Here is a 13,613-nt window from a genome sequence, read left to right as displayed (position 1 = left end):
TCTTCCAACTCCCTCAATCGGCTCGGTCAGCGTTGAGCGTCGCTATCGCATCCGGTCGGCGCCGGATGCAGAAACATAATAGACGCTCATAACCGCACGCCACCTGGGGTGTACCCTAGGCTGCGGTAAAGAAACGCTATGCAACGCCGGCTGACTTTGCCGATTCCCTGAAGAACTACGTTATATATGTACTGAATTTACAAAATTATCCCGATTTCATGGAAATTTTGTCAAAAAAGTATAATTTTTTCGATGGTAGGTATTAGAGTTGGAAACTGGATTGACGCATAGTAATTCTGCTTTAAGTCATTAAGGCCCCCTTTGAATATAAAAATAACACTTCTTCGGAGGTAACCTATGAAGTTTCTATCCCGCGCTGCGCTGGTTTCGGCGGCGACCATTTCCCTGGGGATCTCGTCTCTCGCGTCAGCGGTTGAGGAAATCACAATCGCTACCGTCAACAACGGCCACATGATCGAAATGCAGAAGCTGAGCAGCCATTTCGAAAAGGCCAATCCAGACATCAAATTGAAATGGGTGACGTTGGAAGAAGGCGTTTTGCGCCAGAACGTCACGCAGGACATCGCCAATAAGAGCGGCTTGTACGATGTGATGACCATCGGCATGTACGAGACGCCGATCTGGGGCAAACGCGGTTGGTTAAAGGAAATAAATACCGACGCGTCCTATGATGTGGACGATATTCTACCGGCGGTTCGTAAAGGACTGTCTGTCGACGGCAAACTCTATGCGGCGCCTTTTTACGGCGAAAGCTCCATGATCATGTACCGCAAGGACCTGGTCGAAAAAGCGGGCATGACCATCGAAGATCGACCCACCTGGGGGCATATCAGAGATGTGGCGGCGGCGCTGCACAAGCCTAAGGAAGGCGTCTACGGCATCTGCCTGCGCGGCAAATCCGGATGGGGCGACAACATGGCGTTCATCTCCACCATGGCCAACTCATTTGGCGCGCGCTGGTTTGATGAAAAATGGAAGCCGCAGCTGACCACGCCCGCCTGGACCCATGCCGTCAGCTTCTATGTTGATCTGCTGAAGAACTACGGCCCGCCGGGCTCCAGTTCTAACAGCTTCAACGAGATCCTGGCGCTATTCAACGAAGGCAAGTGCGGCATCTGGATCGACGCCACTATAGCGGCGTCATTCGTCAGCGATCCCAAACAGAGCAAAGTTGCAGACAAGGTCGCCTTTGCGCAATCCCCCGTCGCTGTGACCGATAAGGGCGCCAACTGGCTGTGGGCATGGTCGCTCGCCATTCCCGCCGCGACCAAGCATGCTGAAGCGGCGCAGAAGTTCGTCACCTGGGCCACTTCCAAGGACTACATCCAACTGGTGGCGGATACGCAGGGATGGGGCTCGGTTCCTACCGGTACGCGCACCAGCACCTACGAAAATCCTGAGTTCCTGAAAGCGGCGGTATTCGCATCAGCGGAGCTTAAGGCCATTAACTCCGCTAATCCAGAAGACAACACTCTGGAGCCGTCGCCCTATATCGGCGTGCAGTTCGCCGCCATTCCCGAATTTCAGGCGATTGGCATGGCGACCGGGCAGATGTTGACCGGGGCGTTGACGGGCAGCGTGTCCGTTGAAAAAGCGCTGCAGTCCGCCAATGTGTCGGCGGATCGTCAGATGCGTCAGTCCGGCTATTACTGATCCGCTCTTCGCGACATGAGATAAGCCGTCTGCGCCGCCGTGTTTATGGGCATTCACGGCGGGCTGCGGGCGGCGGTTCGAACCGCGAAGCCGTCTTCGGATCTTAAGAACCCAGTTACCAGAGAGTGTTTCGATGCAACGTGCTGTAACGCGAACGTTACTCGCTCCGTCCGTCATCTCACTGTTGTTGTGGATGATCGTGCCCCTGGCGATGACGATATATTTCTCCACCATCCGTTATAACCTGCTGTACCCCGGCGAGCATAACTTCACTGGCTTGCTGAACTACGAGTTTTTCGTCACCGACCCCGGCTTCTGGCCGGCGGTGAACAATACGCTGATCCTGCTGGGATCGGTGCTGGCTATCACTGTGGTGCTTGGCGTGGCGTTGTCCGCCCTGATTGATCAGCCTTTCTTTGGTCGCGGCGCGGTGCGGGTATTGTTGATCTCGCCGTTTTTCGTCATGCCTACGGTCAGCGCATTGATCTGGAAAAACATGATGATGAACCCGGTGTATGGGGTCTTCGCCTGGCTCTCGCAAATGGTCGGGATGGAGCCGATGGACTGGCTGGCGGACGTCCCCCTGTTTTCCATCATCATCATGGTGAGCTGGCAGTGGCTGCCGTTTGCGATTCTGGTGTTCGTCACTGCGTTGCAGTCCCAGGATACGGAGCAAAAAGAAGCGGCGCGGATGGACGGCGCCACCAGCTGGCATATTTTCCGCTATCTCACCATTCCCCATCTCGCTCGCCCGGTCGCTGTGGTGATCATGATCGAAACCATTTTTCTGCTGGTGGTGTTCGCTGAGATTTATGTTTCTACCGGCGGTGGCCCCGGCTATGACAGCACCAACCTGGCGTATCTGATCTATTCCCAGGCGCTATTGCAATTCGATGTGGGCATTGCGTCCGCAGGCGGTTTGTTTGCGGTGGTGTTGGCCAATATCGTGGCGTTTTTCCTGATTCGCGCCATCGGCAAGAACTTAACGGTGTGAGGCGGCTATGAATCTGAAGCAAAAATATAAAGTGCGTACCTGGATCGTAGGCGTTTCCGCCTGGGGAATCGCTTTGCTGCTGTTTTTTCCCATTCTGTGGATGTTTCTGACCTCATTCAAAACTGAGCTGCAGGCGATTTCCTCGCCGCCCACATTGGTGTTCGAACCGACTCTGGAGAACTTTTCTCTGGTGCAGGAGCGCAGCGATTACCTGAAGCACGCCATCAACTCGATTGTGACGTCCTTCGGCGCGACTATTCTGGCGCTGCTGATCGCCATTCCCGGCGCTTACGCCATGGCGTTTTATCCCGGAAAGCGCACCAAGGATCTGTTGCTGTGGATGTTGTCCACCAAAATGCTGCCCGCGGTGGGCGTACTGGTGCCGATTTACATTCTGTTCCGTGATTACGGGCTGCTCGATACGCGTATTGGTCTGATCATCATTTTCACCATGATGAACCTGCCCATCGTGGTGTGGATGCTGTTTTCCTACTTCAAAGACATTCCCAGGGAAATCCTGGAAGCCTGCAGAATGGATGGAGCCAGTCCCATGGGAGAGGTAGTGAAAATCGTCATGCCGCTGGCCTGGGGAGGCATCGCCTCCACTGGTCTGTTGTCCATCGTGCTGTGTTGGAACGAGTCATTCTGGTCTCTCAACCTGACCGCGGCGGACGCCGGCACGCTGACTTCCATGATCGCCTCATACTCCAGCCCGGAAGGCCTGTTCTGGGCCAAGCTTTCAGCGGCTTCCACACTGGCCTGCGCCCCCATCGTCGCGTTCGGCTGGTTATGTCAGAAGCAGTTGGTGCAGGGCCTGACGTTCGGCGCCGTGAAATAGTTTTCGAGGATTTATCCGATGAGTTATCTGAATATTAAAGATCTGCATAAACATTACGATCAGTACCATGCTATTCGCGGCGTCAATCTGGAAATCCAGGAAGGGGAGTTTATCGTTTTCGTCGGCCCGTCCGGGTGCGGTAAATCCACGTTGTTGCGTTTGATCGCGGGGCTTGAGCTGGTCTCTGAAGGCTCTATCCATCTGGACGGAAGGGATATCACCGAAGCGCCGTCTTCCAAGCGGGATCTGGCGATGGTGTTCCAGTCTTATGCGCTGTATCCGCATATGACCGTGGCGGAAAACCTTTCCTTCGCCTTGCGTCTGGCGAAACGGCCGCAGGCGGAAATTGATGAGAAAGTGCGTTCCGTCGCCGCCTCGTTGCAACTGGATAAGCTTTTGGCGCGCAAGCCGCGCGAGTTGTCCGGCGGACAGCGGCAGCGGGTCGCCATTGGTCGCGCTATCGTACGTCAGCCTAAAGTCTTCCTGTTTGATGAGCCGTTATCGAACCTGGACGCGGCTCTGCGGGTGCAGATGCGTCTTGAGCTGGCGCGTCTGCATAAACAGCTTGGCACGACGATGATTTACGTGACGCACGATCAAGTGGAGGCGATGACCCTGGCGGACCGGGTGGTCATCCTTAATCAGGGCCAGATCGAACAGTGCGGCTCTCCCATTGACCTATACCAACAGCCGGCGAATCGCTTTGTCGCGGAATTTATCGGCACGCCGAAGATGAATATGCTGGCCATCGATCAAGTGATTCAGGGCGGCGAAAGCGTCGAAGTGCGCGCCGCTGACGCCCATCTGCGTCTTCCTGCGCGGGTGTTGGCGGACAACGTAGGCGCTGGTTGGAGTCTGGGGGTGCGGCCTGAGCATATCCATATCGCTCCGATAGGCGATGGACCGGTGCAGGGGCGCATTGAACTGATTGAAAACCTGGGCTCGGAAGCCTATTGCCATGTGCAGGTGAACGGCTGCGGCAATCTGGTGGTGAAATCCGCTGCGCGCAGCGGTTTGATGGAAGGTCAGCAAGTGAGCCTGAATTTTGATGCGGAAGAGATGCGTTTATTCAATCCGCAAAATCAGGCGGTGTATGTGAATGGCGGGGAGACGGCTCATGTCTGATACGCGTTCTGGGGTGAACGACGCGACGTTGCTCAAGCTGTCTTATGATCGTTCGCAGGTTAGCTCATCGGTCGTCCATTTAGGCGTTGGCGCTTTCCATCGGGCGCATCAGGCTTATTACTTCAATGCGCTGCTGGCCTATGAGGACTGTCAGGACTGGGGCGTTACCGGCGTGAATCTCCGGCCCGCCGACAGCCCCGCGTTCGCTGCGCTGCAGGCGCAGTCCGGAAGCTATGTGCTGAAAACCGTTTCGCCTGAAGGTGAGGCGCGTTATGAAGAAATTGGCGCGCTGATTCGTCTGTTGGATGGCGCTGTGTCTCCGCAAAGCGTGGATCAATGCCTGGCGGATGCGCAAACGCAATTGGTCACCATCACGGTGACGGAGGGCGGCTACTATTTGCAGGAGGATGGTTTGCTGGATGTCGCCCATCCTGAAATCGCCGCAGATCTGCAGGGTAGTGGACGCAATACGCTATATGCGTTTCTGCATGCGGGTTTAAGAGCGAGAATGCAGTCCAGGCAAGGGCCCATCACTCTGCTGAGCTGCGACAACCTGCGTCATAATGGCGATACCCTGAAGACAGGCTTTACTCAATACCTGCAGCAGGTCGGCGATGCCGAGCTGTTGTCCTGGCTGCGTGATAACGCCAGTTTCCCCAACGCCATGGTGGACCGTATTACACCGCGTCTTGCTCCTGAACATTCCCGTGACGTAAGGGCGCGATTCGGCGTCGCCGACGCGTTGACGGTGATGGCGGAAGACTTCGTGCAGTGGGTGGTTGAGGATGATTTCGCCGGGCGGCGTCCGCCGTTGGAGCGCGTCGGCGTAACGCTGGTGGATCATGTGCAGCCTTATGAGGAAGCGAAAATCCGTATTCTCAATGGCGGCCACACCGCACTGTCTTATCTCGCCGCTCTGCGCGGATTCCCCACTTACGACGCAGCGGTGCATGATCCAGAGTTGAGAGCCTTTGTCGAGGCCTTTGAAGTGCAGGAGGCGATTCCGGCGTTAGGCGATTCGCCTCTGGATTTACACGCCTACTGGCGCAAAGTGCTGGCCCGATTCGGCAACCGCAATATCGGCGATCGTATTGAACGCATTTGTGCGGACGGCGGCAGCAAGTTCCCGATATTCATCCTGCCGACGTTGCAAGGCGGCTTCGCCGCCGGTCGCACGCCGGAGCGAACGCTGCAGGCCATTGCGTACTGGTATGTTTTCATGCAGCGAGTGCGCGCCGGGCAGGCTCCGGTTCCTTATTACGAGCCGGAATGGCCGCGGCTGGAAAAACTATTATCCGCCCCGGATGCTTTGGAGCGCTTTGTCTCCGACGCCAAGCTCTGGGGAGATCTGCCGCAGCGCTATCCCGCTTTCGGCGACTTGCTGCGACGTCATATCGAGTCGGCTTCCCGCGCCTTTAACGATATCCCCTCTTTTGAAAGGAAAGACATTGTGAGTTACCCAATCGAAAAACTGACCAACCTGCAGGGCAAAACCGCACTGGTGACCGGCGCTGGCGGCGGTATTGGCGCAGCGGTGGCGGAGGCGTATCTGGCCGCCGGCGCTTCTTGTGTGCTCTGCGACTTGCCTGCAACGCCGTCGAAAGAAGCTGCGGCAGTGTTGGAGCAGTACCCCGAAACTGCCTGTTATGTGCAGGCGGACGTGACGGATATGGCCTCTGTGGATCGCTTGCTGGCGCAGTCGGTCGAACGTTTCGGCGGCGTGGATATCCTGTTCAATAACGCGGCGGTATTTGATCTGGCGCCGCTGTTGGAATCCAATGAAGCCATGTATGAGCGGATATTTTCCGTAAACGTGAAAGGGGCTTTTTTCACGATGCAGAAAGTGGCGCAACACATGGTAGACTCGCAAAGGCAGGGCAAAATCATCAACCTGGCGTCCCAGGCCGGGCGTAGAGGTGAGGCGTTAGTGTCGCACTACTGTGCGAGCAAAGCGGCGATCATCAGCTATACGCAGTCGGCGGCGCTGGCGCTGGCCAAACACAATATCACTGTTAACGGGATCTCCCCCGGAGTGGTGGATACTCCCATGTGGGAGCAGGTGGACGCGTTGTTCGCCAAATATGAAAACCTGCCTCTGGGCGAGAAGAAAAGGCGGGTGGGATTGGATGTGCCGCTTGGACGCATGGGCGCGCCGGAGGATATCTGCGGGATGGCGCTGTTTCTGGCGTCGCCGGCCTCAAACTACATTACGGCGCAGACATTCAATGTGGATGGCGGCAACGTCATGAGCTGAGCAGTAGGTTAAGTCGATGCGGAAGATGAATAAAGGCGTGCCGGAAATCGAGTTGACGGACCGCAGCGCGGGCACCGTGCGTTATATCGAGCATGGATTTCCCAGCGATTTGATTCGCTGGCATGTGCACGAGGAGTACGAGTTGCACTTCATCGTCGCCACTACCGGCAAAGTCTTTATCGGCGATTATGTGGGGCTGTTCGGGCCGGGGCAGTTGATTCTGACCGGGCCCAGGCTGCCTCATAACTGGATCAGCAAGAATGACCCGGAGTCCGAGGTGGAGCTACGGGACATGTTGCTGCACTTTAATCACGACACGATCGAGCAGGGCATCAAGGTCATTCCCGAATTGAGCCAGCTGCTGCCGATGCTGGAACGCGCGCGCTCCGGCATCGAATTCATCGGCGTCGATCTTGATGAGGTGCGCAACCGCTTCGCTGAGATCCGCGACGCCTCCGGTCTGACCCGCATTGTGCTGTTTTTTGATTTCATGAATGAGCTGGCGGCCTGGCCGAATTACCGCATGCTCTCCACCATGCAGATCAACTCCAAAGCCAACGAGACCATGCAACGCAAGATCAACACGGTGGTCGAGTATGTGATCAACAATATTGAGTCGCCAATCAGCTTGCAGGAGGTGGCGGAACTGGTGGGGATGACGGACAGTCACTTCTCACGATTTTTCCGCAAGGCTACTGGTAATCGCTTTGTGGAGTTTCTCAATCGCATCCGCGTCAGCCGCGCGTGTTGTCTGCTGGCGGAAACCGATGAACAGGTGGCGAGCATCTGTTTTCAGGTGGGCTTCAATAATGTCGCCAACTTCAATCGGCGTTTTCAGGAATTGAAAGGGCTTACGCCCAGAGAGTACCGGCAGCAGGCGACTCAGCGTTTTTAATAAGGCTGGAGAGCGTTACTCGTTCTCCACTTTCGCCCTGACGGCCTGGATTTCATCCAGTTTGACTTTCAGTATGGCCTCCAGCTTGATGAGCTTTTCAAGCGTGTCGACGTCTTTTTGCCGTTCATACAGTTGTGTGAAAGTGCGGGTGATTTCATTAAGAATCGGATGCAGTTTTTCGAACTCCTCAGCCATGGCGTGCCCTCCTACATTCTGAATCAGCGCCTGATACAGTTTCGTACCCAATACTAATTTTATAGAAGCAGAATACTGCTTTCGCCAGCTTGCTGAGACTGTGCGCTATCGCGCAAGGAATGCCGCGTTAATGCAAACAGATGGACGTTAGCGCTGCGCGAGTCCGCAGGAGACAAGGCCTGGCATGCCCAGGCCCTGTCGTTTTCCGGCTCTTAGAAGGGCTTTATCTGTTCGCCGGACTAACTTACTTTCACTATTCTTACTATTCTCATGTCGGCGTTATTCACCCACCCGAAGGTTAAACATGTCTGTACATTTTAGAATGCCCTCGCTACTGAGGCGCGTAAGTCGCCGGCAGGCTTAAATCGCCGGAAGTCACATCCCATACATTGGTCACGCACAGTAACGGACTGTGCACATTGGCGTTGACCCGCAGGGCGGCGGTGACGCCGTCATACTGAAACGCTTCCGGAAACCCTATGTCTTTGAGAGGAACCCTGGCGCGAACCTGTTCTCCCTTCAGTTCAGGCTCATAACCTGGGCTGTCGATAAACAGGGGCAGTCCAGGCCAGGTTGCAGGCAGGTTGGGGTGGGCGTCAGCGGGAATGTCCTTCACCTTCAACGCGCCAGGGCCGCACTGCTCGTCCGGCGTCAGCACTACCCAGTGGCTGTGCCAGAGGTCGCCGTCATTATCGAACTTGCCGTCGGCGTTCTCGTCGAACTTCGGCGTGTCGTCAAAGTCTGGATGCGCCGTTAGCACGAAGGCGAGAATGCCCTGGGCCGCTGCAAACCCTACCGCACTGCTATTCAGAGAAGTCGGCCAGACATAGCTGAACACTTCACTACCCGCCAACTGGCCGATGGCGTTGGGTTTCAGCGCGCCTGCGCCATAGCGAACGCTGTGTTCAAAAACAGCATAAGGGCCATCACGGTAAACACGGGTTTGGATCAGATCGAACTCCCCTGGTATCGCCTTATTAGCCGCGGATTCAAACTTCGTGGGGGACGGCGTATGAGCGCAAGCGCCAACAGAGACCAGTAGAACGCTGCAAGCAAGTAATCGGGACGTAAACATAGAAACCTCTTTTTAGTATTGACTCGAAACGTATTTAATTTATCTCCACATAAAGTTTCGAGTCAATACTATATCTGGATCTATAGCGCCTAATTGTTCTTATCACCTTGATAGAAATTGCATATCAGATGGCTTGATCAGAAAATCGCGTTATCGGGGCGGTTGTGATTACAGTATTGTGTCGATAGTATTTGCGTATGCCTGATAATCTTATTTTTGAATTCATCGAACGTATCGGTTACGTCATCCGCACGGAGTGGCGCAAGGCGTTGCTGGAGTACGATCTGCAGCCAGTACATCTGGATGTGCTGCGTTATTTGGCGGCCTGCAACCGCTATTCGGATACGCCGCAAGGCGTTGCGGAATATCTAGAAATCACCAAAGGCACGATATCCCAGAGCATCAAGCAGCTTGAGTCCAAAGGCTTTGTGGAAAAGCAGGCGGACGCCTCAGATCGGCGCATGGTGCACCTGCATCTGACGGAAAAAGCGCAAGCGCTGCTGGATAAATTGACGCCACCGCCGGGGTTCGACGCCGCCATGCGCAACTTCTCCGGAACAGAAGAAGCCGCCTTACTTGGGAGCCTGCGCGATATCCTGGCGCAATGGCAGATAGCGCGTAAACGGCAGCGCTTTGGCGTGTGCCACACCTGTCGGCATTACCAATCCGGCGGCGCTGGGACAGGACAATGCGGACTGACGGGTGAAGGACTGTCTGCGGAAGATTCGCAAAAAATCTGTCGCGAGTTCACCTGATCCTTTAGCCCTGGCATGGGAATGGCTAGGCTAGGTCGGTCACCTATTCTTATGCGGAAACAAATAATGAAAGTTCTGATTGCTCCAGACTCGTTCAAAGAATGCCTGTCTTCCCGGGAAGTCGGCGCCGCGATCATGGAGGGCGTATTGCGAGCTGCGCCTCACGCTCATTGCGAAGCGATACAAATCTCCGATGGCGGCGAAGGGTTTGTCGCGGCGATTCTCGCCAATAAGGGAGGACATGAGCGCTACGCGACGGTGCGTAATCCACTGGGAGAGCCGGTCACCGCCATGTGGGGATTGCTGGAGGATGGCGCCACAGCGGTGATAGAAGTCGCGGCGGCGACGGGGCTGCATTTATTGACGCGGGAGCAGCGTAATCCCTTTTTGGCGGGCAGCTGGGGCAGTGGTGAAGTCATTCGCGATGCGCTGGACGCCGGCGCCAGGCGCTTCATGATCGGACTCGGCGGCAGCGCCAGCAATGATGGCGGAGTCGGGATGTTAATGGCGTTGGGCCTGCGCGCGCTCAATACGGCGGGCGAATCAATTGCTCCCTGCGCGCAGGGGCTAAAGGAGCTGGTCACGCTGGATTACAGCGGTCTGGACCCTCGCTTGCGCGAATGCGACATCACCATTGCGCTGGATGTGGATAATCCCCTGTGCGGGGAACAGGGCGCGTCAGCGGTTTTTGGTCCGCAAAAAGGCGCTACGTCCGCTGATGTGCAGGAACTCGATCGCTTGTTGTCTCATTGGCTGGCGTTGAATGAGCGGGCGCTGGGACGAGAGTTGCAGGCGATACCCGGCGGCGGTGCGGCGGGAGGATTAGGGATGGCGTTTGTCGGCGTGCTTGGCGCTCAAGGGCGCAAGGGCATTGATTTGGTGCTGGAGCTCAGTGGATTTGACGAAAAGCTGAAGGGAGCGGATCTGGTGTTTACCGGAGAAGGCTGTATGGACAGTCAAAGCCTGCGAGGCAAAGCGCCACTGGGGGTGGCGCAGAGAGCCCAAAGAGTTGGCGCGCCCACCATTGCGCTGGTTGGCGCGCTTTTAGGCGATGCGGCGGCGGCGCGAACAATGGGATTGACGGCTGTCTTTCCCATTGCGCCGGGCGTGGTCACTCTGGACCAGGCCCTGGCGGATGCCGCCGTCAACCTGCGTCGCAGCGCGGAAAATGCGACAGCCTGCTTCCTTGCTGGACGAGGCTGACGAACGCTTAAGCGGCGGCGACATCCGTTACAGCGGCGATCTGCTGCTGCGCGTCGGCCAGAATGGACTCCGGGTCAACCTTGATGCGGTCGGCGTTGATAAAGGTCACATCCTTGATGCCGATGAATCCCAGCACCTGACGCATATAGGCGGACACAAAGTCTGCCGCGCTGTTGACGGGCGTACCTCCGGTGACAGCCACTACATACGCCTTTTTATTTTCCAGCAGTCCAACCGGGCCCTGCTCTGTATAGCGGAACGTTACTTGCGCACGGCAAATTTGATCGATGTACGCTTTCAAGGTAGCGGGAATGCTGAAGTTATACATGGGCGCGGCGATAACCAGCGTGTCGGCCGCCTGTAGTTCCTCGATCAGGCTGTCTGACAGCGCCAGCGCCTGGTTTTGCGCTTCAGTGCGCTGATCCGCCGGGGTGTAACTGGCGCCGATCCATTCTTCTGTAACGAAAGGCAATCCGCCGGACACATCGCGGTTAACCACTTCCGCGCCAGGGTTGGCCGCCACCAGTTGTTCAGTAAGTTGTTGCGCCAGCTTGCGGCTCATTGAACTTTCCGCACGGGCGCTGCTATCGATTTTCAGAATGCGAGTAATTGATTGGGTCATGGAATATCTCCCGAAACTTGGCTGTCGTTTAGATGGGCTCACTATATTTGTTGAGATTAAAGGGATAAACATGGCTGTAATGAAAATTCTGTTGCTAAAATAAGAACAATTAAACGAAGCATATTTGGAGAGGGCGCATGAGTCGTTTTGAGGAAATGCAGATCTACGCCAAAGTGGTGGAGACTGGCAGCATCACCCGCGCGGCGCAGGTTCTGGACATCGCCAAGTCGGCAGTGAGCCGCCGGTTGGCGGAGCTGGAGGCCCGTCTGGGCGTGCAGTTGCTGGTGCGAACCACCCGCAAGTTGACCCTGACCGAAACAGGGCGCAGTTATTACGAGCGCTGTTTGCGACTGTTGGAGGATCTGGCGGAACTGGAAGAGGCGGTGACCAGCGAGCACAAGTCCCTCAGCGGCAAGCTGAAGATCGCTGCGCCGTTCACGTTCGGGATGATGCACTTGGGCTGTGTTTTCAATGACTTTATGCAAATGCACCCGAACCTGAATTTCGATATCAATTTTAATGACCGTCAGGTCGACATCGTGCAGGAAGGGTATGATCTGGCCATACGTATTGGACGCCTGGTGGACTCCACTTTGATCGCCCGCCCGATCTGCAAAATACACTCGGTGATCTGCGCCAGTCCCGCTTATCTGGAGAAGTTCGGCGAGCCCAAAACCCCGGAAGAATTAACGCAGCATCGAGTGATTCATTACTCCAATCTGCCCAACAGTATCTGGCGCTTCTGGAACAGCAAGGGCGAATGTATCGAGGTGAATGTGAATCCCTGGCTACAAGCCAACGCGGGCGATTATCTGCGGCAAGCGGCGGTGAACGATTATGGGATCGTGACGCAGCCTAATTTCATTTTGTATAAGGAAATCGCCAGCGGCGCCCTGAAGCCCATACTCACGGAATACCAACTGGTGGAGGCGAATGCGTATCTGATTTATCCCCATACCCGCCATCTTTCTCACCGGGTGCGCACCTTTGTGGATTACGTTCTGGAGCGCTTCAACGGGACGCCTTATTGGGATCTGCCCCTGAATGAGTTCTGCGAGAGCGCGGGCTGTCCGTCGCCTTCCGACTTCAAGCCGCGACCGGAGGACGGGGCGCCAACCATGAAATAAAGAACTCGGCCAGTCTTGAACTGCCGCGGGTCTGCGCCACGACGAAAATTTCCGGCAGCTCAGGGAGTCCTTCCTCTGGTCCCACCACCCGGGTTCCCGGCTGCAGCGCGTGCTGGGTGCGGGCGCTGACCGCCAGATTGCCCCGCACCGCAGACATCAATGCGTTGAGATTGTTGGTGGTGTACGCTTCCTGCCACACAATGCCAGCGGCCTTAAGCGCCTTTTCACTGATTGAGCGGAACTGGCAGGGCGTGGTGAAGTTGGCCATGCGCAACGGGACGCTGGGATCGAACTGAAACTTATCCGACGCCACCCAGACCATCTTTGCTTTGCTGAGCACTAACTCGTCTGCGGAAGGGTCCTGAGTCAGGCGAATAATGCAGTCAAACTCCTCTTGTTCGAATGCGTTATGCAAATGCATGCTGGATGCGGAGCGCACGTTAAGTTTTATCAGCGGATACTGCATGGCGAACTTGGACAGTTCATTAGTCAGGTCCCCGTCCACCAGAGAACGGGAAATGCCGATGGTCAGCTCGCCTTCAAACTGCACGCCCTGAATGGCCTTCAATGCTTCGTTCTGTAGATCCAGAATCTTGCGGGCGTAGATCAGCATGGTTTCGCCTTCCGGCGTCAGCTCTTTACGGCGTCCCACCGTTCGGAACAAGGCGACGCCGAGGCGCTCCTCCAGACGGCTGAGCTGCATGCTGACGGTGGATTGGGTTTTGAACAGACGTTCGCTGGCGCGTAGCACACCGCCGCTGTCCACGACCGTGACGAAGGTTTGCAGTAATTCCGTGGAAATATCAGGAAGCTTCATATATCAAATATCTTGAACTATACCATCGAAAAATATCGA

The 13,613-nt window shown here is 55.9% G+C and carries 13 protein-coding genes; 9 read left to right on the top strand and 4 right to left on the bottom strand.

From position 1 onward, the window contains the following. Positions 1 to 357: 357 nt before the first annotated feature. From EUZ85_RS26900 to EUZ85_RS26870, 6 genes are all read left to right on the top strand, one after another. Positions 358 to 1,674 (top strand): sugar ABC transporter substrate-binding protein, encoded by a 1,317-nt coding sequence (locus EUZ85_RS26900; RefSeq protein ID WP_127973217.1) that lies wholly within the window; start codon positions 358 to 360, stop codon positions 1,672 to 1,674. A gap of 133 nt (positions 1,675 to 1,807) precedes the next feature. Further along, the gene (locus EUZ85_RS26895) at positions 1,808 to 2,668 is read left to right on the top strand and encodes a carbohydrate ABC transporter permease (RefSeq protein ID WP_127973216.1); all 861 of its coding nucleotides are present in this window, start codon (positions 1,808 to 1,810) and stop codon (positions 2,666 to 2,668) included. Between the two features lie 7 nt (positions 2,669 to 2,675). Continuing rightward, on the top strand, positions 2,676 to 3,506 hold the full coding sequence (locus tag EUZ85_RS26890) for a carbohydrate ABC transporter permease (protein ID WP_127973215.1): 831 nt from the start codon (positions 2,676 to 2,678) through the stop codon (positions 3,504 to 3,506). Between the two features lie 18 nt (positions 3,507 to 3,524). Beyond that, the gene (locus EUZ85_RS26885; RefSeq protein WP_127973214.1) at positions 3,525 to 4,631 is read left to right on the top strand and encodes an ABC transporter ATP-binding protein; all 1,107 of its coding nucleotides are present in this window, start codon (positions 3,525 to 3,527) and stop codon (positions 4,629 to 4,631) included. Continuing rightward, a complete protein-coding gene (locus tag EUZ85_RS32070; RefSeq protein ID WP_370454863.1) occupies positions 4,624 to 6,885 on the top strand; it encodes an L-iditol 2-dehydrogenase in 2,262 nt (753 codons plus the stop codon). The genes EUZ85_RS26885 and EUZ85_RS32070 overlap by 8 nt, the downstream gene beginning before the upstream one ends. 16 nt (positions 6,886 to 6,901) lie before the next feature. Further along, positions 6,902 to 7,780 (top strand): AraC family transcriptional regulator, encoded by an 879-nt coding sequence (locus tag EUZ85_RS26870; protein WP_127973213.1) that lies wholly within the window; start codon positions 6,902 to 6,904, stop codon positions 7,778 to 7,780. 15 nt (positions 7,781 to 7,795) lie between these two features. Here EUZ85_RS26870 and EUZ85_RS26865 read toward each other — a convergent pair whose 3' ends face one another. Together EUZ85_RS26865 and EUZ85_RS26860 are read right to left on the bottom strand one after the other, a co-directional pair. After that, on the bottom strand, positions 7,796 to 7,975 hold the full coding sequence (locus EUZ85_RS26865; protein ID WP_127973212.1) for a hypothetical protein: 180 nt from the start codon (positions 7,973 to 7,975) through the stop codon (positions 7,796 to 7,798). A 331-nt stretch (positions 7,976 to 8,306) separates the two neighbouring features. Further along, positions 8,307 to 9,050, bottom strand: a complete 744-nt coding sequence (locus EUZ85_RS26860) for a hypothetical protein (RefSeq protein ID WP_127973211.1) — start codon at positions 9,048 to 9,050, stop codon at positions 8,307 to 8,309. A 197-nt stretch (positions 9,051 to 9,247) separates the two neighbouring features. Here EUZ85_RS26860 and EUZ85_RS26855 point away from each other — a divergent pair, with 197 nt between their 5' ends. After that, on the top strand, positions 9,248 to 9,805 hold the full coding sequence (locus tag EUZ85_RS26855; RefSeq protein WP_127973210.1) for a MarR family winged helix-turn-helix transcriptional regulator: 558 nt from the start codon (positions 9,248 to 9,250) through the stop codon (positions 9,803 to 9,805). Positions 9,806 to 9,871: 66 nt separating this feature from the next. Next, positions 9,872 to 11,008, top strand: coding sequence for a glycerate kinase (locus EUZ85_RS26850; protein WP_164887372.1), 1,137 nt, complete (start codon positions 9,872 to 9,874; stop codon positions 11,006 to 11,008). Positions 11,009 to 11,015: 7 nt separating this feature from the next. Here EUZ85_RS26850 and EUZ85_RS26845 read toward each other — a convergent pair whose 3' ends face one another. Further along, entirely contained in the window at positions 11,016 to 11,630 is a 615-nt protein-coding gene (locus EUZ85_RS26845) for an FMN-dependent NADH-azoreductase (RefSeq protein ID WP_127973208.1), read from the bottom strand. Between the two features lie 137 nt (positions 11,631 to 11,767). Between EUZ85_RS26845 and EUZ85_RS26840 the strand changes: the two genes are divergently transcribed. Continuing rightward, complete coding sequence (locus EUZ85_RS26840) at positions 11,768 to 12,757, top strand: LysR family transcriptional regulator (RefSeq protein WP_127973207.1); 990 nt, start codon at positions 11,768 to 11,770, stop codon at positions 12,755 to 12,757. Here the strand turns inward: EUZ85_RS26840 and EUZ85_RS26835 are convergent. Then, positions 12,717 to 13,574: a LysR substrate-binding domain-containing protein gene (locus EUZ85_RS26835; protein ID WP_127973206.1), complete on the bottom strand. Its 858-nt coding sequence runs from the start codon at positions 13,572 to 13,574 to the stop codon at positions 12,717 to 12,719. The two genes, EUZ85_RS26840 and EUZ85_RS26835, sit on opposite strands and share 41 nt — an antisense overlap. Positions 13,575 to 13,613 lie beyond the last annotated feature (39 nt).

The sequence above is a fragment of the Hahella sp. KA22 genome (genome assembly GCF_004135205.1).
Taxonomy (GTDB): domain Bacteria; phylum Pseudomonadota; class Gammaproteobacteria; order Pseudomonadales; family Oleiphilaceae; genus Hahella.
The sequence above is the reverse complement of the archived record's forward strand: the minus strand, read 5'-3'. Positions and strand labels throughout refer to the sequence as shown.